At 41.5% G+C, this 24,449-nt stretch carries 25 protein-coding genes; 7 read left to right on the forward strand and 18 right to left on the reverse strand.

All coding sequences use genetic code 11. From position 1 onward, the window contains the following. Positions 1–256: 256 nt before the first annotated feature. From QTA56_RS05690 to QTA56_RS05715, 6 genes are all read right to left on the reverse strand, one after another. Positions 257–1,306 (reverse strand): YqaJ viral recombinase family nuclease, encoded by a 1,050-nt coding sequence (locus QTA56_RS05690; protein ID WP_267979968.1) that lies wholly within the window; start codon positions 1,304–1,306, stop codon positions 257–259. A gap of 155 nt (positions 1,307–1,461) precedes the next feature. Beyond that, entirely contained in the window at positions 1,462–2,502 is a 1,041-nt protein-coding gene (locus tag QTA56_RS05695; protein WP_267979969.1) for a DUF932 domain-containing protein, read from the reverse strand. An 18-nt stretch (positions 2,503–2,520) separates the two neighbouring features. Next, entirely contained in the window at positions 2,521–2,787 is a 267-nt protein-coding gene (locus QTA56_RS05700) for a hypothetical protein (RefSeq protein ID WP_267979970.1), read from the reverse strand. Between the two features lie 169 nt (positions 2,788–2,956). Continuing rightward, a complete protein-coding gene (locus tag QTA56_RS05705; RefSeq protein WP_267979971.1) occupies positions 2,957–3,187 on the reverse strand; it encodes a helix-turn-helix transcriptional regulator in 231 nt (76 codons plus the stop codon). A 187-nt stretch (positions 3,188–3,374) separates the two neighbouring features. After that, positions 3,375–4,127, reverse strand: coding sequence for a hypothetical protein (locus QTA56_RS05710; RefSeq protein WP_267979972.1), 753 nt, complete (start codon positions 4,125–4,127; stop codon positions 3,375–3,377). 91 nt (positions 4,128–4,218) lie between these two features. After that, complete coding sequence (locus tag QTA56_RS05715; protein ID WP_267979973.1) at positions 4,219–5,076, reverse strand: YagK/YfjJ domain-containing protein; 858 nt, start codon at positions 5,074–5,076, stop codon at positions 4,219–4,221. Between the two features lie 697 nt (positions 5,077–5,773). Between QTA56_RS05715 and QTA56_RS05720 the strand changes: the two genes are divergently transcribed. Continuing rightward, a complete protein-coding gene (locus tag QTA56_RS05720) occupies positions 5,774–6,676 on the forward strand; it encodes a hypothetical protein (protein WP_267979974.1) in 903 nt (300 codons plus the stop codon). A 34-nt stretch (positions 6,677–6,710) separates the two neighbouring features. Here the strand turns inward: QTA56_RS05720 and QTA56_RS05725 are convergent, their stop codons facing one another. Next, positions 6,711–8,066, reverse strand: coding sequence for a tyrosine-type recombinase/integrase (locus QTA56_RS05725; RefSeq protein ID WP_267979975.1), 1,356 nt, complete (start codon positions 8,064–8,066; stop codon positions 6,711–6,713). 226 nt (positions 8,067–8,292) lie between these two features. Here QTA56_RS05725 and mutS point away from each other — a divergent pair, with 226 nt between their 5' ends. The 4 genes from mutS to QTA56_RS05745 all read left to right on the forward strand — a co-directional run bounded on the left by mutS (position 8,293) and on the right by QTA56_RS05745 (position 12,598). Next, positions 8,293–10,950, forward strand: coding sequence for a DNA mismatch repair protein MutS (gene mutS / locus QTA56_RS05730; protein WP_267979977.1), 2,658 nt, complete (start codon positions 8,293–8,295; stop codon positions 10,948–10,950). 136 nt (positions 10,951–11,086) lie between these two features. After that, positions 11,087–11,254 (forward strand): hypothetical protein, encoded by a 168-nt coding sequence (locus QTA56_RS05735; protein WP_267979978.1) that lies wholly within the window; start codon positions 11,087–11,089, stop codon positions 11,252–11,254. Between the two features lie 168 nt (positions 11,255–11,422). Then, positions 11,423–11,752 (forward strand): ferredoxin FdxA, encoded by a 330-nt coding sequence (fdxA, locus tag QTA56_RS05740; protein WP_004652744.1) that lies wholly within the window; start codon positions 11,423–11,425, stop codon positions 11,750–11,752. Between the two features lie 126 nt (positions 11,753–11,878). Next, positions 11,879–12,598, forward strand: a complete 720-nt coding sequence (locus tag QTA56_RS05745) for a D-Ala-D-Ala carboxypeptidase family metallohydrolase (protein WP_267979979.1) — start codon at positions 11,879–11,881, stop codon at positions 12,596–12,598. A gap of 37 nt (positions 12,599–12,635) precedes the next feature. Here the strand turns inward: QTA56_RS05745 and QTA56_RS05750 are convergent, their stop codons facing one another. Further along, positions 12,636–13,139, reverse strand: a complete 504-nt coding sequence (locus tag QTA56_RS05750) for a hypothetical protein (RefSeq protein WP_267979980.1) — start codon at positions 13,137–13,139, stop codon at positions 12,636–12,638. A gap of 185 nt (positions 13,140–13,324) precedes the next feature. Here QTA56_RS05750 and QTA56_RS05755 point away from each other — a divergent pair, with 185 nt between their 5' ends. Beyond that, complete coding sequence (locus QTA56_RS05755) at positions 13,325–13,651, forward strand: helix-turn-helix domain-containing protein (RefSeq protein ID WP_267979981.1); 327 nt, start codon at positions 13,325–13,327, stop codon at positions 13,649–13,651. Positions 13,652–13,739: 88 nt separating this feature from the next. Next, positions 13,740–14,408, forward strand: coding sequence for an O-methyltransferase (locus QTA56_RS05760; protein ID WP_267979982.1), 669 nt, complete (start codon positions 13,740–13,742; stop codon positions 14,406–14,408). Positions 14,409–14,527: 119 nt separating this feature from the next. Here the strand turns inward: QTA56_RS05760 and QTA56_RS05765 are convergent, their stop codons facing one another. The 10 genes from QTA56_RS05765 to QTA56_RS05810 form a co-directional block, all read right to left on the reverse strand. Further along, on the reverse strand, positions 14,528–15,370 hold the full coding sequence (locus tag QTA56_RS05765) for a universal stress protein (RefSeq protein WP_267979983.1): 843 nt from the start codon (positions 15,368–15,370) through the stop codon (positions 14,528–14,530). A 120-nt stretch (positions 15,371–15,490) separates the two neighbouring features. Further along, positions 15,491–16,102, reverse strand: a complete 612-nt coding sequence (locus QTA56_RS05770) for an acyltransferase (RefSeq protein WP_267979984.1) — start codon at positions 16,100–16,102, stop codon at positions 15,491–15,493. An 88-nt stretch (positions 16,103–16,190) separates the two neighbouring features. Beyond that, positions 16,191–16,778 carry an IMPACT family protein gene (locus QTA56_RS05775; protein WP_267979985.1) on the reverse strand — a complete coding sequence of 196 codons (588 nt, stop codon included), beginning with the start codon at positions 16,776–16,778 and terminating at the stop codon, positions 16,191–16,193. Positions 16,779–16,871: 93 nt separating this feature from the next. Then, positions 16,872–18,062 carry an HlyD family type I secretion periplasmic adaptor subunit gene (locus QTA56_RS05780; protein WP_267979986.1) on the reverse strand — a complete coding sequence of 397 codons (1,191 nt, stop codon included), beginning with the start codon at positions 18,060–18,062 and terminating at the stop codon, positions 16,872–16,874. Positions 18,063–18,084: 22 nt separating this feature from the next. Beyond that, on the reverse strand, positions 18,085–20,208 hold the full coding sequence (locus QTA56_RS05785) for a type I secretion system permease/ATPase (protein WP_267979987.1): 2,124 nt from the start codon (positions 20,206–20,208) through the stop codon (positions 18,085–18,087). Further along, positions 20,205–21,692, reverse strand: coding sequence for a TolC family protein (locus QTA56_RS05790; RefSeq protein ID WP_267980040.1), 1,488 nt, complete (start codon positions 21,690–21,692; stop codon positions 20,205–20,207). The genes QTA56_RS05785 and QTA56_RS05790 overlap by 4 nt, the downstream gene beginning before the upstream one ends. Positions 21,693–22,042: 350 nt before the next feature. Next, positions 22,043–22,789, reverse strand: coding sequence for an LPS export ABC transporter ATP-binding protein (lptB, locus tag QTA56_RS05795; RefSeq protein WP_004677973.1), 747 nt, complete (start codon positions 22,787–22,789; stop codon positions 22,043–22,045). Beyond that, positions 22,789–23,337 (reverse strand): lipopolysaccharide transport periplasmic protein LptA, encoded by a 549-nt coding sequence (gene lptA, locus QTA56_RS05800; protein WP_267979988.1) that lies wholly within the window; start codon positions 23,335–23,337, stop codon positions 22,789–22,791. Before lptA ends, lptB begins: the two co-directional genes overlap by 1 nt. Then, entirely contained in the window at positions 23,321–23,869 is a 549-nt protein-coding gene (gene lptC, locus QTA56_RS05805; protein WP_004677979.1) for an LPS export ABC transporter periplasmic protein LptC, read from the reverse strand. The genes lptA and lptC overlap by 17 nt, the downstream gene beginning before the upstream one ends. 40 nt (positions 23,870–23,909) lie before the next feature. Then, entirely contained in the window at positions 23,910–24,449 is a 540-nt protein-coding gene (locus QTA56_RS05810) for a KdsC family phosphatase (protein WP_004759691.1), read from the reverse strand.

A 24,449-nucleotide genomic window follows, 5' to 3' on the forward strand; every position in this document is an offset into this window, starting at 1 on the left:
ACGGATTCCCCAAATCCATTGAATGCACCGCTCCCTCACCTCAAGATTGATGAAATAAAAAAACCTGTTGAATATTCGGTCATGGGAGAAAACATTGTGCGAACATAAAAAATGCAAAGCTGCTCCACCGTCCTTTCCTTAGTATTAGGGAAAGGACAAGAGGGGCGGCTTTGCACAAATTTTAAATTTAGGGAAATAAAATCGTTTGATGTGGTGTGTGATGGAAATAGGTCTAAAACTTGTTTAGTCAGATGATTTAGGTTGTTGCAGAATAAATATTAAAGCGTCTGCTCCCTTGTCGGGATTGTGGATACTGTTGCAGGAGCTCAGGCTGTGCCTGTAATAATGCCTTTTGATCCAGTACCACACTGTCCTTTGATTTTTTCCATGTCACAGTACCATTGGAAAAGATGGCTTTCTCTGCATCTTTCATGAGTGCCTGAATCCGATGCTTGAGATAGTCATACTTGGTTTGATGGTCAGTCAGTTGTTTTTCCTCATGCAACAGATCAGTAAACAGTTGATCAACACCCTCCAATGTGGAGAAATCAACGGACTGTAAAGGGATATGTTGAGGGTAAAGTAGTTGCAGGGCTTTGGCGGCTGATTCACTGGCATCAACACTCGGTGGTATGTCATTTTCCACACAGCTCCAGAATATCCGTTCAGAAGTCATGATTTGGTCTATCACAATTTCATTGCGTTCAACCTTAAAGATTTTGGCTTCATGTCCACAGATCAAGGCACAAATATGCGCTGCCTGTTTGCCTGTCACTGCCAGTTGGTGCTGTACCTGAATAATCACGTATAAAGGCACACCATCACGCCAGAGTTTGGTTCCCCATTCCCCCACTGATTTACACTCCAATATCTGTACTTCATCACAGCCTACAACGGCATAGTCCAGATTCGCCAGCATAAAGTGTTTGTCAGGATCAGGATGCTGTAACACTGCATTGACCTTACGCACTTTATGACCTGTCTTGTGCTGGTAATAATTGGCAATCAGAGGTTCAAGCTGATTGCCCCAGTATAAGGGTGAATAACTGTTTTGTGTGGGTTGATCAGGCTGTGTCTGCATCCGTCCTGTTTTAATCATCCATAGTTCCAGCATGCTCATGTGGGGATTAAGCCCACAGGCTGCGGCTGCATCACTACTGCCAATGCCTTGTTTGCGTACCTGTAACCATTGTTCACGGCTCATGCCTTTGGTTTTAGCAAGCCGTTTGGCACGACTGGGATTAGGTTTAGCTAACGGTAAATGTGGTATGGATTTACTGCTTTGTGGTTCAACGATATGGTTCATGAGATACTCCATGTCTGTAAAAATTAAAATTGCGGCATAAAAAAAGCCACATCAGGGCGATGTGGCAAAAGGGAGTTTTGGGTAGAGGGAAATAGAGGATTTAAGCAATGGGTATATTCCTTAGGCTAATTTGATTAGCTCAAATCCAATTCAAGTTAGACCACCATTCTGAGTGCCTGTTCCAATCCTCGCTGTTTCATGGCTGCACCCGTACCAAACCATGCTGAATCCAGTCGGTGATCAGTACTCATGGCTCGACGTTCGTGATCGACAAACTCTGTGATGCTACACAGCAAGCCATAGGCTGTCCCTTGGGCTGAACTGAGTTCTGCACCCCGTCCCTGACCATTAAACATATCCATGACTTTCGACATGGCTCGTCCATTCGGTTCGGTCTTATTGGTTGCAGCGTTTTGGGCTTCATTTGCCACATTGCGGTAGAACTGGATAATGCTGTCATCCTGTTCAGCAATGCTGAGACTGGTATTGTTAAATACCGCATCAAAATAGGCTGCTGCTTCCTGTTGGGTGACTTTACGCTGACTCAGTTGCTTCATTTCATACATATGCTCATCCCATGCACGAACTGAGATGCCAAGTTGCTGCTTGACCTTTTCCGCATCAAATCGGGTGCTATGTGGAACTTTAACTACGCCTGCACTGGTACTGCCATTGCGTAAGGCGATTGCCAAAGTGTTATTACACACCACACGGATTGAAGTAAATTGTGCTGTTGTGGCAAGCGTACCATCACAGGCTGTAGCGAGAAGAATATAGCCATTGCTGACATCCTTGCCCTTGAGTGCTGTACTCTGTCCTGTACGTGCCAAAGCCCAGAACTTTTTACCACCTTTGAGTACCCCTGCGGTTTCCAGTTCAAAGCCTGATTGCTCGGTCAGATCACGATAAAACTCAAGGATTTCTTTGGGTTGAACTTCCTGAAAGCGTTGGCTGACCACCGATAAAGGTGCATGGGTATCAGAACGGTATAAAACACGCTGTTCCTCATAAGGCAGGATGATGCTTTGTCCCCGATCATTCTTTGCCATGTAACTGACATTGGATGATTCAATACGCCAATCCATGCCTGCCTGCTGTGCCCAGACTTCAATCGGTTGATGTGGACTGAGTTGATTACCCAGACCATGCCACGGGGTTTCACCGACATACGCCATTTGTTCAAGTTGATGTGCCATGATGATTTCCTCCCATCCTTAGTTGAAATTGTGCTGGCAATTGTTGCAATGGAAATAAGCGGTAGGCTGCTGTGGTTGGGATGGTTGAACCAAACTATCAATCAAGCCACCTACCACTGCACCAGCTAGCCCACCCAATAATGGTGACATCGGTATAGGCAAGCTTTTGGCAAGGCTTGCACCAATCCCTGCACCTGCCATTGAAGAAAAACTGTTATTGCCAGTAGGCTGTGCGGTTGCACGGCTAACATTAGCTGAATAGCAATATGGACATGTAATATTCATAGGATAATCCTCATTAAATGAAAAAAGGCTTACCAATCGGCAAGCCTATGTTTTTGAATGTAAGGGATAAAAGAAAACATTCAATCTTCATGTTAATGATATATATCTGTGATTTTTTGGGATCATGCCAGTTCGTTGCGATTCAACCATGTAGCCGTATCAGGGTTGCTCAGTATGTCTCTGATCGTTGGGCGATTTTAGATTCAAGCCAATCATAGATTTCCTGAGATACCCAGCCAATCCGATTCTGGGTTAAATGAATTGGTTTGGGAAAATTGGCATCGTAATAATTCGATTTCGGATTGATCATTTCATAGATGGTTGAACGACTCAGTGCAGTAATTTCAATCACTGCTTTGATGTTCAGGATACGATATTGGTATTCAACGAGATTGGTCATGTGGGTACTCCCAGTAATTGTAGTTGAGAGGGGTCTTCCTCAATACAAATCGGCATACCGTATTTTTTTACTGCACCCAATGAGATGAATTGACCCAACATCCCCACATGACTCAAGCCAAAAAATGAATATATGAAATAAACATTCATGTTTATAGTGTGTAGATTCAATTTTTTGGGATCAACATTTATCCAAAGCAACGCATCCTTTTAATCCTTGCCCGTAGATACTGATCTTCAACATCGTGGTTTGATAGCGTGTGAATAATGTTCAAGAGGTTTTCTTCCTCGATTAACTCATAATTCTTATCCGTACGATCTGTAGCATAATTATCAAGCTCTATGTCAGATGACCCAACATAGATGAAAATATAACGACAAATCAAACCTTCCTCTCGGTCTTGTTCAATGACCCATGAATAATCCAGTAGATCTTCGCAACAGGTATCACGTTTCAAGATTCGACTACGAAATTCTGTCAGGGTTTGATGAAACTGATAAACACCCTGAGCCTCATGGTTCAGTTTATTAAAGTTTCCATGTATCACTTGAAACTCACAATCGCTATCCAGTAGGTCTTCAATGTAATTTTTGATGGCGGTGTAGTTACGCTTACGTTGCCGTTTATGTCTCAGAATGAAATGATCCTGCTCATCCATGAGTCCATCACAGAAATTCTGAAAAGCCGTTCTGGATTGTAATGGTGATCTACGTGGATTTATTGTTCTACCCGAATCTGATGCGTGACTCATCGACATCAAGTCAAAATAGCCTTGTAACAGTGGTGAATATTCAAGTTCAGGATCATAAATATTGGTCGCTGCTTCTCGGTTTCTTTGCAGTTCAACAATCGCATCTCGCCAATAGTATCGGTTTAAACAAATATTCAGCATTAAATCTTCGATCTGAAAAAGGGTTTCATTACAATTGATGTGGTTCATGTATGTCTCCTATGGGTTATAACCATAAGAGACACGACTCTGTAATAAACTGCCCAAAGGCATGATCAATCAATGATCAAAATATTAAGTCTTATTTTTTCCATCTAGTCTGCCCAGTTTGAAATACATTCACTCTACGACTGAGTTTTACCCTTAAATACTGGTCAGGCTTATGGCGAGTCAAGTAATGAATGGTGTGATAGGCATTGGTAACTGCTGTTTTATTACGCCGTTCCACCAAGCCTAAGCCCCATTTCCCTTCATCCTCATAATAGCGTTTATGCTCTTTTTGATTGCAGTTATAGAATAGACCGTTACCCTGAGTGATCTTATCCTGCCATAGCTCACCGATAGATTGTCCCAGATAAGCATCACGGCAACGCTCAGAACCGTTGTAGATCACCAGTAAATGACAATGATAGCCTTTGCTCTTGCCACCCTGTTCCAGTCGATAGGCATAGCCAACTTGATCTTTAAAGATGGTATCCTTGTTTTGGATACGACTAAGTAACTTCCTGATGTTGTTGCCAAACTGTTGGATACAGGGACTACGCTCAAAGCGATAGGATAAATCGACCCTGACCAATAATAATTTACGATGACGTTCAATCAGACTGGTAAAATAGTCATCCAAACGGTTGTGATAGTCATCACTTTGATTTGCCAAATCTTCTATAAAATCTTGCTGCTGGTATTTGAGACGACGTTGAAAGGATCGAAATGCTTGATCATCCTCAAATATATCTTGATCTTCCCAATCAATCCGTTCAGGCATTAAATCAAAATAGGCTTGAATCAAGGGACTGTATTCAAGCTCTTCATCATAGATAGCCCTTGCATCGTCCAGCCACTGATCATAATCGGGTGCAAAGTCTTCCCAGTGATAATCTCGTTTACATACTAATGACATGAATTTTTCAATATCAAGTAGGGTTTGTGCTTGGTTCATGTGGAGATACTCCTATGGTAAATTTCATAGGAGTGTTAGTTCTGTATTTTTATAATTTAGATCAATTGATTGATTATTCTTCTAATGACAATCCATCACCATCATCTTGGTTATGATGATGGTATTTAGATTTAAGTAACTAATAAATAATAATATAATTAAATAATAATCCTAGCAAAAATCTTGCATAGATATGACCATCAAAAGACTTAAAATCAATTTTCTCTACTTCTATAGCAAACAGCTAAAATCATACCGATTGGCATGATTTATAGGTCGAAATGGAAGCTAAAGTTAAATACTACCACCCCTAAAAATTAGAATATTTAAACCTATTACTATCCTACCCCTACAATAATTTTGTTTTAATTAATTCCCACTCTCTACTAAAAATATATAATTATCTTAAAAAATTAGTTATTATGAAACTACAAACAAATATTTATTAAAGTAAGCTTTTTCCAACTTAGAGGATTTCTTACTAGAAGCTAAATTTAAATTACTGGCGATTGGCATCCCCTTGGCAAAGCCGAAAAACACTACATATATAACTAAAATGTAATGAAAATACTTCTAAAATATAGGTGAAATATAATCAAAATATTTCTAGAATGTTACTGGAATCTTACTTTTTTCCATGTTAAAATTACGTAATATTACCCTAATTCAGCCTAAAAATTAGGCATTGCGAGGATGTATGGCTTTAGAAGTGAATGGATCAACCTATTATGATGAACAAAAAGATGTTAAGTCTTTAATAAAAAATTATAACAAATACGATTATATTTTTTTATTAGAAGCAGCTATAAGAGTTGAAAGAAGATACAATAGGGAGTTAAATACTCTAACAAAGCTAAATAATATAATAAAATTAGAGGAGATAAAAAACATCATATTAGAAATTACTTCAAAATTTAATAATGAAGATTTAATTGAGTTCAAAGAATATATAACTGACTATACTAACTTAAATACCATAAGAAGTATAAATTTCCAAGATTACGAAGAAAATAAAAGGTTATTAAATTTTTCTCTAAATATAATAGAAAATGAAAAAATAGTAAAATCAAAAATCAGGGATGATTTTATTAAATTCTTATACATATGTTATATAGAGCTTAATAATAAAATCCCAAAAAAACTAGATAAAATAAAAACTGAGTTTAGCGACTTAATATTAAACCAAGGCAGTCATTTCAAAAATAAAGATAGCGAATTTTATAAATGGGCTATTAATTACATGAAAGAAAACCCAGATTATAAAAGTCAAAATTACTCCCCTATTAATGAGTCAGACTTCAAAAATACCGTAGAAATTATTTTTGACTTTTTATACTATGAGAATATAGATAGATATGAAAATCTAAAAAATAAATTATCTAATGCTTGGAATCAAAAAACACATAGAGAAAAAAATAAAGGTAAAAAAAGTTATTATTACGTTTTATCAGAAAAAACTAAAAAAGAATTAGAACTTTTATGTTTTGTTAATAAATGTACAGAAGAACAACTTTTAGAAAAGCTAATATCAGAACGTTATGTTAAGGATTGTAAACTTGCTACGGGAGAAGAAAAATATCGACTGCCACCGAATTCATAGATAATAGATAAAGGCTAGATACTTAAAATCTAGCCTAACTTTTTTTGATTCCATCCAAATAATCCGCCCACTTCTGCAACCATTCCGCACATTCGGCTTCATAATTATGCAGATTATAAGTTCCCTCAATTCCTTTTTTGGAATGTCCCAAAACTGCTTCTGCAATATCTGTAGGACATCCTAATCTGGATAAACCCGTTCTCACTGTTCGACGCAAATCATGTGGATTCCAATCATCCATATTTTCTAACCAAAGTTGTTCGGGGAGAAATTTATCCCGACCTTTACTTGGATTTCTCATTTTCCACTTCATTACTGTTAGAGACTTTTGTTGAATAGCAAGCCCTGTTCGAGACGAAGCAAATAAATACTTCTGATCTGGCTTATATAGATTTTGCAAAAAGCCAACACACTGTCTAGAAAGCTGAATATAACGCTCAGTACCATTTTTTGACGCTTTTAAATGCCATGTTCCTTGCTCCAAATCAAAATCACTCCATTGAGCATCACATAGCTCTCCAGTACGACATCCCGTCCACAGGGTCAAAAACAGTATATGTTTTTGATTCCTTGTAAATCCAGATGTTGGCAACCAAGCCAATACGCGTCTTAACTCCTGATCATTTAGAACTCGTGTACCTTTTTTAGGTGTCACTTTTAATCTTGACTGTCTGATGCTCATCTTAGCCAATAAGGCAGGATTGGCAAAATTATCAGGAAATCGCTCTAATCCAATAGCGTATTCATAAGCCAGCGTCAATTCAGACAACACCCGCCCAGCCTGCACATTAGAACCACGATCAATAATTTCTTTGGTTAACGCCACCACATCTTTTCGGGTCACTTCCAAAGCAACACGATTTCCCAAAACCCGTACAGCATCACCATACAAAGTACGCCGTGTTTCAGATTGACCTTTAGGCTTTCGTACACCCAATATCTTTTTCCTCTCACCTGTTCGAGGGTCAGTAGTCCAGTGATCTTCAATCACCTCGGTCAAATACATCTCTATCATTTGATGTACAGTGAGTTGAGAGATATTTTTTTGTACATTTTCTTGTTCAACTTGTTGTTGTAGTTTCTCCTGTTCTTTTTTCTGCTTTGGACAAATTCCCTGATTACGTTCAGCCTTTAAACGGATGAGTTCCATCCTTGCTTCCGCCAATGTCACTTGAGGAAAATTTCCAATCTTATATTGTTTAATTGAATCATCTACAGGGCTACGATAACGGTAGAAAAAAGTCTTCATTCCTGTTTTGCCGCAATGTACTCGTAGTCCTACATATTCCCCAATATCAGCTTTGTCAGGATCACCCACTTTCATCTTCTCAATAGCTTTCGCTGAAAGTGCTTTTTTCATTGTTGTTTGTTGTTCTATTGAACGAGCCATTTTAATCCTCACAGAAAGACCGAATTATTTGTTATCCTTTCAAGTAGTTCACTTTTTCCAATATTGATAAGGAATGATGGCTAGTTTAAACCAAAACAACCTATACTAAAACCTACACTAATGTTTTAGCTTAGGTTGTATTCAATTAGATTTCATCCCACACCATCGGATACTCTGTTTATGTTAGATACTATCAAAAACATTGAAAATAAAGGACTTAATAGCAATGAAAGATAATAATAGCATAGCAGACCTTTCCAGTCTCACCCCAATGATGCAGCAATACCTAAAAGTCAAAATGGATTATCCACATGCGCTATTGTTCTACCGTATGGGCGACTTTTACGAATTATTCTTTGAAGATGCTCATCTTGCTGCCAAACTATTAGGCATTACACTGACCCATCGTGGTAAAACCAACGGCGAACCAATCCCAATGGCGGGCGTACCCTATCATGCTGCAGAGGGATATCTTGCCCGTTTGGTTAAAGCTGGTCGTACAGTTGCCATTTGTGAACAAGTTGGTGAGGTGACAGGTAAAGGTCCTGTTGAACGTAAGGTTGTTCGTATTCTCACCCCAGGCACATTGACTGACGATGCCCTGCTCACCAGTTACCAGTCGTCAAACCTTGTGGCGCTCTGTATTCAGCAAAACAAGATTGGTTTTGCCCTACTCGATTTAAGTGCGGGTATTTTTAAGGTTCAACAACAAGACTACAAACCTGAACAGCTTCCTATTGAACTTGCGCGTTTGATGCCGAGTGAAATCCTGATTGATGAAGACCTGATTGACCAAAACATCATTGAACAAATTAAGAAAAATCTGGAATGTCCAATCACCAAACGTCCAAATGTTGATTTTAACTTAAATAACGCACAAAAGACCCTATGTGACCAGTTTGCAGTTTCGACCTTGTCAGGTTTTGGATTAGACCCAATTCCACTGGCAAAAGCAGCAGCGGCGGCATTAATCCATTATGCTAAAGAAACCCAAAAAACAGCCTTGCCACATATCCGTTCCATTCAGATTGAGCAAAGTACCGATTTTATTGCGCTTGACCCAATTACACGCCGAAATCTGGAAATCATTGAACCCCTGTTTGATCATGGCACCTCATTATTTCAATTGATTAATGACTGTCAAACAGCAATGGGCGGACGATTACTGAGCCGAACGCTGATGCAACCAATTCGTGACACAGCGGCTTTAGATGCCCGTCTTGATGCCACTGAACAACTATTAAAAGGCTATCATGAATCACCTGTGCGGTTAGTATTGAAAGAAATTGGAGATATTGAGCGTGTGTTAAGCCGTGTTGCGCTTGGCAGTGCGCGTCCGCGTGATTTAGTTCAGCTTCGTCAGGCATGTGCGCAGATTCCTTTTTTACGTCACGCTTTAGCACCTGTTTTAAAAACACAGCAATCCAGATTATTGACTCAACTTGATCAGGAACTTGGCGATTTTAAGAGCCTACACCAGCATTTAATGGCGGCGATTGTTGAGAACCCACCTGTGCTGTTGCGTGATGGCAATGTCATTGCCGAGGGTTATGATGATGAGCTGGATGAGTTACGCAAAATTCGTGATCATGCTGGGCAGTTCCTGATTGACCTGGAAATTAAGGAACGTCAACGGACAGGCATCAATACCCTAAAAATCGGCTATAACCGTGTTAGTGGCTATTATATTGAATTGACACGCGCCCAGGCCGAGCAGGCACCTGCCGACTATATTCGCCGTCAAACCTTAAAAAATGCCGAGCGTTATATTACACCAGAACTGAAAAGTTTTGAAGATAAAGTCCTATCCAGCGAATCCCGTGCATTAGCGCGTGAAAAACTCCTGTTTGAATCATTGCTAGATGAGTTGCGCCAAAACATTGCCCATCTACAAATGATGAGTGCAGCGATTGCCCATATTGATGTTCTCGCCAATTTTGCCCATCAGGCACGCCTCAATAACTGGGCTCGACCTGAATTTACCCCAGAAACCAGTATCAAGATTCAGGGTGGTCGCCATCCTGTGGTTGAAGCCTTAAATAAGGCACCCTTTACACCAAATGATACATTTCTTGATCCTCAGCATCGTATGGCAATTATCACAGGGCCAAACATGGGCGGTAAATCAACGTTCATGCGTCAAACAGCACTGATTAGCCTACTCGCCTACTGCGGCAGTTTCGTACCTGCAAAATCCGCGAAGCTGGGTTCTATTGACCGTATCTTTACCCGTATTGGTTCAGCCGATGACCTTTCCACAGGTAAATCCACCTTTATGGTGGAAATGACTGAAACCTCTCAAATTCTGCACCATGCCACCAGCCAATCTCTGGTATTAATGGATGAGGTTGGTCGTGGTACCAGTACCTACGATGGTTTATCTCTGGCTTGGGCGTGTGTACTTGACTTGACCAAACGTGTGAAATGCCTGTGCCTGTTTGCAACCCATTATTTTGAATTGACTGAACTGGGTGGTGAAGCAGGTATTGATAACTATCATGTTACGGCGCAGGAATTAAACGGCAATTTAATCTTGCTGCATAAGGTTCAACATGGCCCAGCAAGTCAGAGTCACGGTTTGCAGGTGGCAAAACTGGCGGGTATTCCAGCCAATGTGATTAAAGAAGCACAAAAACGTTTAAAGATTCTGGAAAAGCAACAGCACCAGCATTTGCAAAATACTGTACAGACTGATTTATTCAGCACAATTGACAATGAAATCGAAACCCACGTTGTTGAGCGCATCATTGAAGTGCAAGCCCATTCACCTGCACTGGAGTTGTTACAAAACATTGATGTTGATGAATTAACACCACGTCAGGCACTGGAACATCTTTATCAATTAAAGGCATTATCCAAGACAGCTCAAACTGTTGAGAGCTAATCCATCAAAAATAAGCTCTATCTGTAATGATGGAGCTTATTTACACAGCCCTGCTAAAACCTAACAATTGCTCACCCACCATTTCCTAGAACAATGCTATTTCTTTTAGTTATTATCCGTTAAAGAGGAAATCGTTATGTCACGTGGAGATAAATCTGCCTATACAGCAAAACAGAAAAGACAGGCGAAGCATATTGAGGAAAGCGAACTGGATCAAGGGCGCTCTCAGGAAGATGCTGAACGTATTGCCTGGGCAACGGTCAACAAACAAGATGGTGGTGGGCTAAAGAAAAAGCATAAATAAGTCGATTGACCCTGTTGTTGAGACTTATTATCAACAAAAGTCATATAAATAAGTCCATTTCATTGATACGAATAATAAATATCAATAAAAGGAATTGTTTCTATCGGTCTTTTTTGCCTAAAATACGCTATTCAAAATGAAAACCATATTTTTTAGGTAGCTGCCGCCATGACATTTGTTGTCACCGAAAATTGTATTAAATGTAAGTATCAAGATTGTGTTGAAGTTTGTCCTGTAGATTGCTTCTATGAAGGTCCAAACTTCCTTGTGATCAATCCAGATGAATGTATTGACTGTGCATTGTGTGAACCTGAATGTCCAGCAAATGCGATTTTCTCGGAAGATGAACTGCCAGAAGGTCAGGAAGTGTTTATTGAATTGAATGCTGAATTATCAGAAAAATGGGCAGGCAACAACATCACTCAAATCGGTGAACAACCCGCTGACCGTGAAGAATGGAACGGTAAGCCAGACAAGCTTCAGTATTTAGAAAAATAATCAAAAAGACCAGTTTCTACTGGTCTTTTTTATACCTGAATCACACATTTCTTTGCAATTGCATCATTATTCATGCGCTATTTTGCATTAAAATGATACACCTATCGTTTGTGAAATTTCTTTTTTATGATGCAAAATAAATTACAGGGCCTTTTTTCATTTTTTATCATCCCTGTGATGATGGTGGGTTGTGTCAGCTCGACCACCAAAGTGACCCAGAATAACAACATCGGAAAAAGAATTTATATTCCCCAGGAACAAGTGACCATTACCCGCCCCATTCCCAATAAGGTTGAACCTACCTCTTATCGCATCTGGCTCAATCAGGGCGAGAACTATGCACGTGTGCGTGAATATGAGCAGTTTTTAACACGCAACAATGTGGCGCATATTATTCCAAGTTTTGAATTACTGCGTACTGCACGGGACTGGCAAAAATGTGGACGCTCTGAATATATGGTGCCTAACCGTGAGTTATGGAACAACTCACTTTCAACCTTGCGTGTGTTTAAGTACCTGATTGCAGCCAAAATTTTGACAGATTTTGAAGTGACTTCGGTTTACCGTGATCTTCCCCTGAATCAATGCGCTGGCGGAGCAAGCTCTTCCAAGCATTTATTCAACTCGGCAATTGATTTCCGCATTGGCCCTGAATTTCCCCAACCTCAAGACTATGCATTTATTGAACAAACCAAATTTAAACTATGCCAGTTCTGGACCCAGCATGGTCAAAGTTTAAATCTGGGTGTAGGATTATACAGCTCTGGACAAATCCATATTGATACCCAGGGTTATCGTACCTGGGGACCTGACCTAACCCGCAACAGTTCAATGTGTAATTTTTAGAGCCAGAAAAATGTTTCCTTTAAAGAAGCATTTTTATTTAATTGACGGTTTGTAGTTGTAACTTACCTCGGTCAAGCATTTTATTTCTTTTAATTTTATTGATACATGCAAAGATCATTTTATGGATCATTGTGGTGAGTTCCACCACATAGATATGATTTTGATGCATCTTTTCGACCGCAAAACTCATCAGGATAAATCCCATCGTCATGGCTGGGTCCAAACCTGCCGCTGTTTTCTGATGGGAAAAATACAGGCTTAAATATTCTTGATAAGCGGCATATCGCTGCTTTAACTTAAGGGTAAAACTGGGATGATATTTTTCCCACATAATTTCAGTAAAATACCCCACTATCTTTTTTGCCTGTTCAGCAGACTGATATTTAAAAATACAGGCCACCACCACAGAATAGCAGAAACAATCCAGCTCATCTGTTTTGACTTGCTCTACCTTTAAATCGTATAAATCTTGCAGATAAGTTTTTTCTAAAGCATCAAACAATACTCTTGATTCTTCTTTATCCAGTTTTTGGTTAACCATCCTATTCCCCTTTATTATCCTTAATGCATAAGCTTTATTCGGTATTACTTAAAGTAAGCTATTTATAGTAATTTCATTATTTTAGTAAATCTCAAACGCCAAAAGTATTGTATAACAATACAAAAATCTTAATTTGTATTGTATTACAATACCTACTATTCCATAGGTTTTTATAACATCAACCTATGGATATAAGTCACGCAATACGATATATGAGAAAACAAAAGGGCTGGTCACAACAACAACTTGCGGATTTCTCTAACACTTCAAAAAGTAATATTTGCAATCTTGAGAATGGCAATCAAGGATATAGTCCTGCCTTGCTCCAATATTTGGCACAGGCATTTAACTGTTCCGTATCACAGATTTTCCTACTGGCTGAGTATTTAAATGAGGGACAGGTTCAACCAAACTGGCAACATATGCCGATAGATTTGTTATTTATTCAACTCCCACCAGAAATTCAAAGCCATTTAAGGCAACTGATGTGCTCAATCATTGACAGCCAATAATTTACTTTTTTCATTTACAACGAATCAAATTGCACTCTGGATATAAATGTTTAAAATGCAGCTAACAGATTCATAGGTAAACCTGATTATGCAACAGATGTGGACAGACATTGATGAATATATCAATTCACATTTAATTCCCACTGATCCAAAACTTCAACATGCATTAGACAATACCGATCAGCAGGGTTTTTCTAATCATTTGGCTGTTGCACCTAATCAAGGTATGTTTTTACAAATGCTGATTCAGATGAATCAGTGCAAGCGCGTGTTGGAACTGGGAACTTTTGCGGCTTATAGCACCATTTGGCTGGCAAAGGCCTTACCTGAAGATGGTTATCTACTGACCGTTGAAGGACGTGATACCCACGTAATTCTGGCGCAGGAAAACATTGATTATGCCAATATGCCCACCAGGATCGAACTAAAAAAAGGTCGTGGTGCAGATGTGATGAAGCAGCTTATTGCTGATGGCAGCGAAGCTTTTGATTTTATTTTTATTGATGCCGACAAACAAAGTTATCCTGAATATCTGGAGTTAAGTTTACAACTGTCCCATTCGGGCACCATTATCGTACTGGATAATGTCATTCGTGCAGGTGCAATTCTGGATGAAAATAATAAGAAACCAAGCATTGAAGGTATTCGTGATGCATTTACGGCATTAAAAGATCACCCAAAGCTTTTATCCTGTACAGCACTACAAACTGTGGGTTCAAAAGGCCATGATGGTTTTGCAATTGCGATTGTGGAATAGAGATTAAAAAACAACCTAAAATTTTTAATTATTTAATATCAATTACTTATATTTATACACAATGCTTTTCCATATAGTTATCCACAGTATTTGCGGATAACTATATGGAGAAAAATGAATTACTTAGCCACGAGCAAAGGCACATTGGCATTACGGAAAATTGTGGTGGTGATGCTACCCAGAAAGAATTGATGGATTTTACTGTGGCTGAAAGCCCCCAGCACAATCAACTGAATCTTATGCTCTGCCTGATATTCCAGAATATTTTGTGCCACATCTCCATAACGGTAGACAGGCACAACCTCTATACCAGCATCCTTTAAATACTTTTCAGGTTCGGTCAGCATTTCAGGATGATCACCAACATAAAGTAAGTGACATTGCAGTGTTTTCAATAAATCACTTTGGGCAATGCGTTGCAGCATTTTTTGACAGGTCGGTGAATATTCATAGGCGAAGATAAAGCGTCTTGGTGCTTCAAAATGCTCGCCTACCGTAATTACTGTACAGTTTGCACCACGAATAAAGTTTTCCACGTTACTGCCAATCGGCTTATTCTTCTCGGCCGCCCGTTCACCCACACGCCCGATAATGACAACATCATTCTCTTTTAAAATATTAAAGCTCTGTTCAAGAAAATCACCCTTTTCCTGAATCTTGGTACTGGTTAAACCATATTGTTTTTCAATCAGTTCAGAAATGTGTTTCAGTAAATTATTGCTGTAGTCGAGCGCGAGTTCACTTTGCTTTTGCTCAAGCTCTGCCAACTCCTTGAGCAGCATGGCATTACTTTCAAAACCAATGACACCGCTGATTTCACCTAAATGATAGCTTGCTGGATAATAGTCCAGGATTTGCAACAGTACTAATTCTCTTTGCGTTTGCTTCGCCACCCATGCGGCTGCTTCAGCGACAGCCTCAATACAGGGTGAAGAATCAATACATGCAATGACACGGTTCATGTTCGCCTCTCTTTAGGTTTAACACCTTAGGTCTTGTACTTGTTTTTAACTTAACACAGATAAAACCAGGATAGGTTAAATTTATGTATCGAATCTTCTGAACTTTTTCATGCTATTTTCTTATTTTCGATATCGAATCAAGCGAGCTGGATTACCTGCAACAATGGCTTGCTTTTCAATGTTTTTAGTCACCATACTGTTCATTCCAATGACGGCATGATCGCCGATTGTCACACCATCTTTAATCCCAACATGCGCCCCCAGCCAAACATCCTGCCCAATCTCAATGCCTTTTGAAGTCACCGCCTGTTGGTAAATCGGACGCTCTAAATCCATGCCATGATCGAAGGCATATAAATGGCTATAGGCCGCGATACGCACCTGATCATGCAATTTAATGCCAGCACGTCCACCATCTAAAATACAGTGGTGATTGATTGCCACCTCATTGCCAATCTGCAACGGCCCATGCAAAGTGCAATCCGCCGCAATAAAGGTGTTGTCACCAATGCTAATCTTTCGCCCACGCTCTGCAAAAATATGCGCCAAAGGAGAAATAAAACAGTTCTTTCCAATCTCCACCGTTTCCATTTCCATCAGGTAGGCTTGATATTCCGCCTGCCATTGTTCCGCCCATTCCCGATGTTTGGGTTTCAATGACCAATATAGCCAAGGCATATAATTTAAACGATGTTTATGTTGCTCCCGATACTTCAATAATGGATCAGTCATCTACAGATTCCTCAACAATCTTGACCTGCTCACGTCCTGAGAATAAGGAACACTGTTCCGCAGACTCGCAAGGGAGGGCGTGCAAACACTATTCATCCAATACACGTAATTGCTCACGCCCTCTAGTCACGTCCTGAAGTTTATGCCCGAGTGGTTCAATTTGATGAACTTGTACACGTGCCTCAATCATGACACCATTTTCAGTATAACTTTCCTGATATTCAATCTGTTGCTGCATCAACTCATACTGGATAATCGCCCATTCATTAAACAGGCAGGCAAACTGTATTATTTTTTTCTCAATTAGCTCAATTTTCTCAGCCAATAGTAAACACTGTCCAGCACAGCCACCATAAGCCCGTACCAGTCCACCTGTGCCCAGCTTGATTCCGCCATACCAGCGGTTGACCATGACAATCACATTGGTTAAATCATTGCCCTCAATCGTCGCTAGAATTGGTCGTCCCGCTGTTCCAGAGGGTTCGCCATCATCATTAAAGCGTACATGGTGTCCAATCTTCCACGCCCAGCATTGATGAGTGGTTGAGCTATCCTTGGTCTGCTCTAAAAAGACCTTGACCTGTTGTTCATTTTCAACAACCGCAGCAATCGCCTGAAAACGACTTTTTTTAATTTCTTCTTCAAAAGTAACCGCATGGGCAATGGTGAATGGCATAAAAATCTAAATAAAAGCAAAAAAGAAATTATAGCTTTTTACAGCCCAAATAAAAAATCCTCGCGGTGTGCGAGGATTTAAAACCAGAAGCGATCAACGCTCCCGTAATGCTTCCTTGGCCTTGTTAAATGGTTTAAGCAGGTAATCCAGAACTGTTTTCTGTCCAGTGCGAATATCCACGGTTGCCACCATACCTGGGGTAATGCTAAAGGCTGTACCAGCCTTGTTATACAAGCGGTCAGATTCGGTACGAATGTAAACACGATAATAGAACTGGTCCTGTTTCACTTCATCACGAATGGTATCTGGTGAAATCACGGTAACCTTGCCATGTAAACCACCATAAATTGCATAGTCATAGGCAGTGATCTTTACCAGTGCTTCCTGTCCAGGACGAATAAAGGCAATATCCCGTGGTGAAATACGCGCCTCAATCAGCAGCTTGTCCTCCAATGGCACGATGGTCATCAACTTACCATTTTGAGGAATGACACCACCTAATGTCGTTACATCAATTTCTTTTACCACACCTCTTACAGGTGCTTTAAAAACAGCCCGCTGTAAACTGTCATTTCGGCCTTTCACCACCTGTTGCTGGGTTTGAATATCAGTATTTGCCTTGGAAAGTTCCTCACGTGCCTTTACATAATATTCATTGCGGGTGTCATTGATTTTATTTTGTAAATCATTCGCCTCACGTTTTAAACGCAAAACCTCAACTTCACTTGCCGCACCTTTGGCAACTAGAGGCGCTGTCATTGCCAGCTCCTGCTGTACCAGTTTCAGTGCCTGTTGGTTACCTGCAATCGACTCTTCGAGATTGGCACGGCGTGAACGATAAAGTGCTGTTTCTTCCTGTACCAGTTTAGCTTCTTTCAGCACCTCTTCAGGAAAAGCCAGTGGGGTTCCGTTCACTTCCGCACGTAGGCGTGCAGCAGTGGCCTGTGCAGAGGTCAGCAAGGATTGGGACTCTCCCACATTTGAGGCAAGGCGTGTTGGGTCTAGCTGGGCAAGCACCTGCCCCTTTTCAACCACATCTCCTTCCTTAACCTCAAGCTTGGTTAAAATACCGCCCTCAAGAGATTGAATGATCTGTTCCTTGGAAGATGGAATCACTTTCCCCGTACCCGTTGAAACCTCTTCCAAATTAAATAACCATGCCCAAACGAACAGTGCCACCAAACCAATTCCAACCAGCCAAACCACCAAAGTTGAACGTGGCAACTTGGGTTCCTTATAAGTCACATTCATGGGACGACTATTCGTTTGTTGTTGCTCACTCATGAATTTTCCTCTTTATTATTTATTAAATTATTTTTTGTTTTATTGCTGTTTGCTTCAAGACTTGATCAACAGGTCCATCCATGACAATTTTGCCATCATTCATAACAATAATACGATCAACCAGTTCCAGTACGGCGCGGCGGTGTGTTGCCACAATCAGGGTACGGTAGCCCAACCAACTTCTTAAATGATCAATCAGTTGTTTTTCAGCCACATCATCAATCGCGGCAGTTGGTTCATCCAGTAACAGGATATTCGGCTGGCGGATCAATAAACGCGCCAATAACAGTGCCTGCCGTTGACCACCAGAAAAACCAACACCACCCTCTAATACCAGATGGTCAAGCCCCTCTTTCTTTTCATGTACAAACCCCAGTGCTCCCGTAACTTTCAATGCCTTTAAGATATCTTCGTCACGGGCCAGTGGCGCACCCAAAGTCAGGTTTTCACGAATGGTTCCATAGAACAGATGTGCATTCTGGTTTAACAGCCCCATGTCACGGCGTACATCGGCGGGATCAATCAGGCTAATATCCAGTTCATCCAGATGGACCGAACCTGAGTTGGGGAACTGCATTGCGGAAAGAATCTGCAATAGGGTGGATTTACCCGCACCGTTACGGCCTAAAACTGCAATGCGTTCACCCGCACGTATCTTGAGTTGCTGAATGGCCAAACTTGGTCGTGGGTCATCTTCTGAGTACTGAAACACCACATTCTTGAGTTCATAATCACCATGTAAAGCTTCCTTATGCACCAAGTGGGCATGGTCAGCCTGATCAACAGGTTTCTTCATCAATTCATCAAGGCTTTTCTTGGCCACTTTTGCCTGCTGGAAACGACCCAATATGCCTGTCACCTGAGAAATCGGAGCCAGCATACGTGATGAGAGAATTGAACAGGCCACTAAGGCACCCGTTGTCATTTCTCCAGCCATGACGGCAAAACAACCGACCAGTACCACAATTGCATAGGTCAGCCCCTGGATTTTCTGTGTCCAAGCCGTCAATACGCCCACAATTTTGCGTTGCTGCATACTGATGTCAGCAGACACCTCATTCATGTGGTTCCACTGGTTCTGAAAACGGGATTCTGCGCGTAGTAACTTAATATCCTCAATGCCCTGTACAGCCTCAACCAGAATGGCATTACGGATTGAAGATTCCCGCATTCCCTCCTGCGCAAGTTTAGCCAGTTTCTTCTGCACCAATAAACCAGGTACAATCATTAAAGGTACAACCAGCAACATCACCCAAAACAGGTTGCCACCAATCAGCGCAAAAATAACCAGAAACAGGAAGAAGAATGGCAGGTCTGCGATAGCGCCCATGGTGGTTGAGGTGACCAGCTCACGAACACCCTCCAGCTCACGAATCTGGGAAATGAAAGTACCTGTAGACTTGGAACGTTCACTGTTCTTGATTCTAAGCGCATGGCCAAAGACCTGATCTGAAATACGCAGGTCAGCACGCTTACCAATAATGTCAGATAAGTAAACCCGTGAAATACGCAGTACAAACTCAAAAATTGCGGCAATCAGTACACCACCCGCCAATACCCAGAGTGTTGGAATGGACTGGGATGGAACCACACGATCATATACCTGCATGGAGAAAATAATGGTCGCCAGCGCCAAAATGTTTGCAATCATCGAAGCAAACATAATGTCAATGTAGCGCTTCCAGTCCTGAAGCACAATTGACCAGAACCAGCTCGCCTTATAAGGCTTAATATATTCATCAACACGGGCATCAGGAACCGATTTTTCAGGGCGCAACACATACACATTTTTAACAATATGCTTTAGCGCGCCTACCGCAAACTTTTGTGATAAACCGTGATCACCACTTAACTGGATACTGACATGCCCAGAAGCATCGGCCTTATCAATAACACCGACCTGCCCATCTGCAAGTTCGACCAAGACAGGTAAACGCCAAGGGTTCACCACATCATCGCTGAACTTGACCCGTCTTAAGGTCAACCCCACCTGACGGCTGATTAAAACCAGTACCTCATCAAGATTCTGGTTTTGGTTCCAGTCCAGTTGTAGACGAATCCGCTCTTCCGATGGTTCTATTCGATAGTGTTTGGCAATGGTCAGGATCGCCTGTAGCCACGGCTGATAATTTATTGTTGTAATCATTGTTGTACCTCGAACCCTTGAATTTTAATATTATTCAGGTCATAGGCTTGGCGAGAACGCCCTGTGGCTGCAATATATTGGGCTATACTACTATAGATATCGTAACGTGCCGTTTCTGCTTCTGAATTAGCGCTATGAATTGCCTGTTCAGCATTGAGCAAATCGACCAGTGTACGTGTCCCCAGCTTATATTGTTCCTGATAAAGCTCACGTGTGCGAATGGTGATTGCCTGTTGTCCAGCCAACACCTGCATCTGACGCTGCTTATTTTCAATTTGTTCTCGACTGGTTCTGATCTGATCCAGCACTTTTAAATAAACCGCATTTACCTGTGCTCTGGCAGCCTCTTCCGCAAAACTTGCCGCCCGCACTTTTGAGGCGGTTGCCCCACCCTGGTAAAATTGGCTACTCGCTTCCAACATAATAGCACTATCAAAACCGCCATCTTTATCATTATTCGGATTGCGGCCATGCAATGCCTGGCTAAGTTCACCCTTTACAGACAGTGTCGGGTAATTACCAACCTTTGTCTGTAATTTTTGATTACGCGCAACCTCAATACCTGCCTGAGCCGCAATCATTTGAGGAATGGTGTTGAATTGGGGTTCAGCATATAAATCAGACTCCCTCACCAAATCCTCTGGAATGGCCCACTGTGTGTTTCTCGTATCAAAACCCAACAGGGTATATAAATGCTGCTGGTATTGACTCAGTAGGGATTGCTGGGCAATCAAGGCCGACTGGGCCGACTGCAAATAGGACTGAGCCTGTACAGGATCGGCCTGACTGCTGATGCCAGCCCTTGCCCTGAGATTCGCCATTTCCTGAATACGCTTAATACCTGCGATCTGCTGGTTGGCAATCTGTATAAGCTTCTGATAGCGTTGAATATTAATAATGGTTTGTGCCACATCCAGTGAAATGTCATCAATCTTGACCAACACATTGGCCTGTTCCACAAACACCTTGGCTTTCTCGGTGTCCACGCCTGACCTGACCTTGCCAAAATCATACAACATTTGTGCCGCACTGAGTGTCAGCAACTGCTCACCACGGCTGCCTTTCTTACCCAGGTTGCCTGTACTGACACCCCCAGAAAGTTGTGGATAATAACCTGCTTTGGCGACATCAATATTGGCGTTCTGCGCCGCTAACGTGGCAAGTGTCTGGGAAATATCTGGATTTCTCTCTACCGCAATTTGCACCGCCTCTTTAATGCCTTTTCGCTGGTTTTGCCAAAAGGCTGATGGATTCGGAACTTGTGGGCGACCTGATCCAACCGTAGGAAGATCACCTCCTAATGAAGAATCGACTGAAAAGTTGCTCAGCTTTTGCATCTGGGCAACTTTATATTCATCATTGCTTTGAGGTACAAAAAGCTTTGATAAATTATTTTTTAAGGAATGATATTGTTCGCTAGGGGTTGCTGCATGTGTGACGGGTACGATTAGCGTTGCTACACAAAGTAACCACTTATAATCCATACTTGTTTTACACGTTCCATGATTTAGTTTTATATCGTTCTTTAATTTCATATTCTTTTCGTATTGTTATCATTTAAGCACATTCATTTTAATCATTTTCTTGCAGAAAGCACCATGTTTTAAGTCATAAATCCCCCTTGGATAACTGTTTATTTTTGTAAAGTAGTTCACACTTTTCTCAGAATAGTATTTAAATGAATACAGCATATTTAAAGTAAAGTTAATAATAATTATCTATATAATACAATAAATTATGTTTAATTAAAATAACAGGCACCTGATCTGTCATTTATTTTTTATTATAAAAAAAGAACCCGCAGGTTCTTTAGGATATAAACAACTGTTCAAATTTAAACCACAAAATCGTCGCCCAAATACACTTTACGCACCTGTTCATTATCCAGAATTTCCTGTGGAGTGCCTTCAGCAATCACCGATCCCTCACTCACGATATAAGCCTTTTCACAAATGGCCAAAGTTTCACGCACGTTATGATCGGTAATCAACACCCCAATCCCCCGTTCTTTTAGGGTTTGGATAATATCCTTAATATCACCCACGGAAATCGGGTCAACCCCTGCAAATGGTTCATCCAGCAGCATAAACTTCGGATCGGCAGCCAATGCGCGCGCAATTTCAGCCCGACGGCGTTCACCACCAGACACACTCATACCCAGTGAATCCTTAATATGATTGATCTTGAAATCATTCAAAAGCTCAGTCAGGCGTTGCTGGCGCTGCTGCTTATTCAGGTCCTTACGTGTCTCTAGAATCGCCATAATGTTTTCAGCAATGGTCAGCTTTCTAAAGATAGACGCTTCCTGAGGTAAATAGCCAATTCCCTTACGCGCCCGCTCATGCATAGCCAGATCGGACAGGTCAAGATCATCAAGGTGAATCTCGCCCTTGTCCATACGCACCAGACCAACAACCATATAGAAACTGGTGGTTTTCCCCGCACCATTCGGCCCAAGCAGTCCGACAATCTGACCACTTTGCATGGTAAAAGAAACATCTTTCACAACCCAGCGCTTGCTATAGTTCTTGGCTAAATGCTTAATGCACAATGTCTGTGGTTGCTGACCTGACTGTTCCATTAATCACGTGCCCCTGGAAAGCTTTTTGAACTTGATGGCGGAATGATAATCTGAACACGATTGGATGATGAGCCCTGCGCCTCAACATCGCCCTTGTTCATACTATATTTCAAACTGTTACCGCGAATACTGGAGCCATCCTGATAGAGATAGGCATTGCCAGTCAGGGTGATAATCCCTGTGTCTGCGTTGTAGACAATATTCTGCGCCTCACCACGTGCCAACCCCTTGTTGGCTTCCATTTGCTGCTGGAACTTGGCAGGTTTGCCTTTGGCGGTAATGGTCTGAATCTCGTTTTTACTGCTCAGTGTGGCAACCAGTGAGTCCGCCTGAAGCTTCATGGTGCCCTGTTCGATCACCACATTGCCCGTATAGGTGGTAATACCCGTTTTACTATTATAAGTCGCGTTTTCAGCCGCCAGAGAAAGCTGTTGGTTACGGTCTGACGGTAAAGCAAAACTTGAGGCAGAAGAGAGTGCAACCATCACAACACAAGCCACCTGTTTCAGGAAAGATGAACGATATTGGGGATTAAGGTTTTGGCGCATACTTTCCTCGAACTTTGAAAAATTCATATTGACCCTGATTTAGGTCTGCTTTTAGTCCCTGACTCACGAACTCAGCCGTTGGTGACTGCACAATGACCTGATGCTGCGTTTCCAGTTGTCTGGTTTTCGGATAGCCTGTAAGTTCATCAGTATGAAACTCCATTTTACCCTGTTCAGATAATTGTGTCGCAACCACATCTCCAGTCAGGACCACTTTGCTATTGTCATCGTAACCATTTGCCTGTTTGGCAAAAAAGGTCGCATCAGGCTTGCCCTGTTTGTACATCACCGCATTGAGCTGATCAAGCTGCGATGTTTTCTGTTGCATATCCTGCTGTAATTGCTTTATTTCCGCACGAATATATAAATTCCCCTGCTCATCTGTTTGTGTAAGATGAACGCCCTGTGCTGAATATGTCATATTTTTAGCTGAATCAACTTCCAGCTTTTTTGCCTTGCCGCTGTAATAGTAATAGCCGCCACTGATCGCAGCAACAATTACAGCAACAACATATAAAACCTTGGTATCCATAAACAGGGTGACCTAACCTTGGGGGAGTTCAATATTGATATTAATGTGGTACAGCCAGGTATTTTGCAAGTAGCTCTTGGTAAACACCTTTTGCCATCAGCAACATATCACAGGCTTCACGTACTGCCCCACGTCCACCCATCGCCTGGGTGACCAGATTTGCACGGCGGCGCACTTCCTCATGACCATTGGGCACGGTAATGCTCATGCCTGCAATTGCAAACGCTGACAGGTCAGGCCAGTCATCGCCCATATAGACACAGTCCTCAGGCAGGATATTAAGCTGTGCGCAGGCTTCACGCAACGCCACACCCTTATCCTCACGTCCCTGAAACACCAAATCCACGCCCAAGTCAGACATTCGCTTTTCAACAATCTGGCTTTTACGTCCAGTGATAATAATCACTTTCATACCTGCCTGCTGCACCAGCTTCATTCCCAAGCCATCACGGATATCGAATGACTTGATTTCATCACCTGAATTGGTCAAAGTCACAAAACCATCGCTTAGAATGCCATCCACATCCAGCACCAATGCCTGTAAATGACGAGCTTGCTCTAAAAGTGCATACGATGCCAT

The organism is Acinetobacter thutiue (assembly GCF_030385805.1).
GTDB classification, from domain to species: Bacteria; Pseudomonadota; Gammaproteobacteria; order Pseudomonadales; family Moraxellaceae; genus Acinetobacter; species Acinetobacter corruptisaponis.

Excerpts from the sequence above, each read along its gene's own strand:
- QTA56_RS05725 (WP_267979975.1), bottom strand. The coding sequence starts at position 8,066 with ATGGCTCGTTCAATAGAACAACAAACAACAATGAAAAAAGCACTTTCA.
- QTA56_RS05780 (WP_267979986.1), bottom strand. The coding sequence starts at position 18,062 with ATGAGTGAGCAACAACAAACGAATAGTCGTCCCATGAATGTGACTTAT.
- fdxA (WP_004652744.1), top strand. The coding sequence starts at position 11,423 with ATGACATTTGTTGTCACCGAAAATTGTATTAAATGTAAGTATCAAGAT.
- QTA56_RS05755 (WP_267979981.1), top strand. The coding sequence starts at position 13,325 with ATGGATATAAGTCACGCAATACGATATATGAGAAAACAAAAGGGCTGG.
- QTA56_RS05695 (WP_267979969.1), bottom strand. The coding sequence starts at position 2,502 with ATGGCACATCAACTTGAACAAATGGCGTATGTCGGTGAAACCCCGTGG.
- QTA56_RS05790 (WP_267980040.1), bottom strand. The coding sequence starts at position 21,692 with ATGGATTATAAGTGGTTACTTTGTGTAGCAACGCTAATCGTACCCGTC.
- lptC (WP_004677979.1), bottom strand. The coding sequence starts at position 23,869 with ATGGATACCAAGGTTTTATATGTTGTTGCTGTAATTGTTGCTGCGATC.
- QTA56_RS05690 (WP_267979968.1), bottom strand. The coding sequence starts at position 1,306 with ATGAACCATATCGTTGAACCACAAAGCAGTAAATCCATACCACATTTA.
- QTA56_RS05735 (WP_267979978.1), top strand. The coding sequence starts at position 11,087 with ATGTCACGTGGAGATAAATCTGCCTATACAGCAAAACAGAAAAGACAG.
- QTA56_RS05710 (WP_267979972.1), bottom strand. The coding sequence starts at position 4,127 with ATGAACCACATCAATTGTAATGAAACCCTTTTTCAGATCGAAGATTTA.
- QTA56_RS05770 (WP_267979984.1), bottom strand. The coding sequence starts at position 16,102 with ATGACTGATCCATTATTGAAGTATCGGGAGCAACATAAACATCGTTTA.
- QTA56_RS05760 (WP_267979982.1), top strand. The coding sequence starts at position 13,740 with ATGCAACAGATGTGGACAGACATTGATGAATATATCAATTCACATTTA.
- QTA56_RS05785 (WP_267979987.1), bottom strand. The coding sequence starts at position 20,208 with ATGATTACAACAATAAATTATCAGCCGTGGCTACAGGCGATCCTGACC.
- QTA56_RS05750 (WP_267979980.1), bottom strand. The coding sequence starts at position 13,139 with ATGGTTAACCAAAAACTGGATAAAGAAGAATCAAGAGTATTGTTTGAT.
- mutS (WP_267979977.1), top strand. The coding sequence starts at position 8,293 with ATGAAAGATAATAATAGCATAGCAGACCTTTCCAGTCTCACCCCAATG.
- QTA56_RS05810 (WP_004759691.1), bottom strand. The coding sequence starts at position 24,449 with ATGGCATCGTATGCACTTTTAGAGCAAGCTCGTCATTTACAGGCATTG.
- QTA56_RS05720 (WP_267979974.1), top strand. The coding sequence starts at position 5,774 with ATGGCTTTAGAAGTGAATGGATCAACCTATTATGATGAACAAAAAGAT.
- lptB (WP_004677973.1), bottom strand. The coding sequence starts at position 22,789 with ATGGAACAGTCAGGTCAGCAACCACAGACATTGTGCATTAAGCATTTA.
- QTA56_RS05775 (WP_267979985.1), bottom strand. The coding sequence starts at position 16,778 with ATGCCATTCACCATTGCCCATGCGGTTACTTTTGAAGAAGAAATTAAA.
- QTA56_RS05745 (WP_267979979.1), top strand. The coding sequence starts at position 11,879 with ATGATGCAAAATAAATTACAGGGCCTTTTTTCATTTTTTATCATCCCT.
- QTA56_RS05700 (WP_267979970.1), bottom strand. The coding sequence starts at position 2,787 with ATGAATATTACATGTCCATATTGCTATTCAGCTAATGTTAGCCGTGCA.
- QTA56_RS05705 (WP_267979971.1), bottom strand. The coding sequence starts at position 3,187 with ATGACCAATCTCGTTGAATACCAATATCGTATCCTGAACATCAAAGCA.
- QTA56_RS05765 (WP_267979983.1), bottom strand. The coding sequence starts at position 15,370 with ATGAACCGTGTCATTGCATGTATTGATTCTTCACCCTGTATTGAGGCT.
- lptA (WP_267979988.1), bottom strand. The coding sequence starts at position 23,337 with ATGCGCCAAAACCTTAATCCCCAATATCGTTCATCTTTCCTGAAACAG.
- QTA56_RS05715 (WP_267979973.1), bottom strand. The coding sequence starts at position 5,076 with ATGAACCAAGCACAAACCCTACTTGATATTGAAAAATTCATGTCATTA.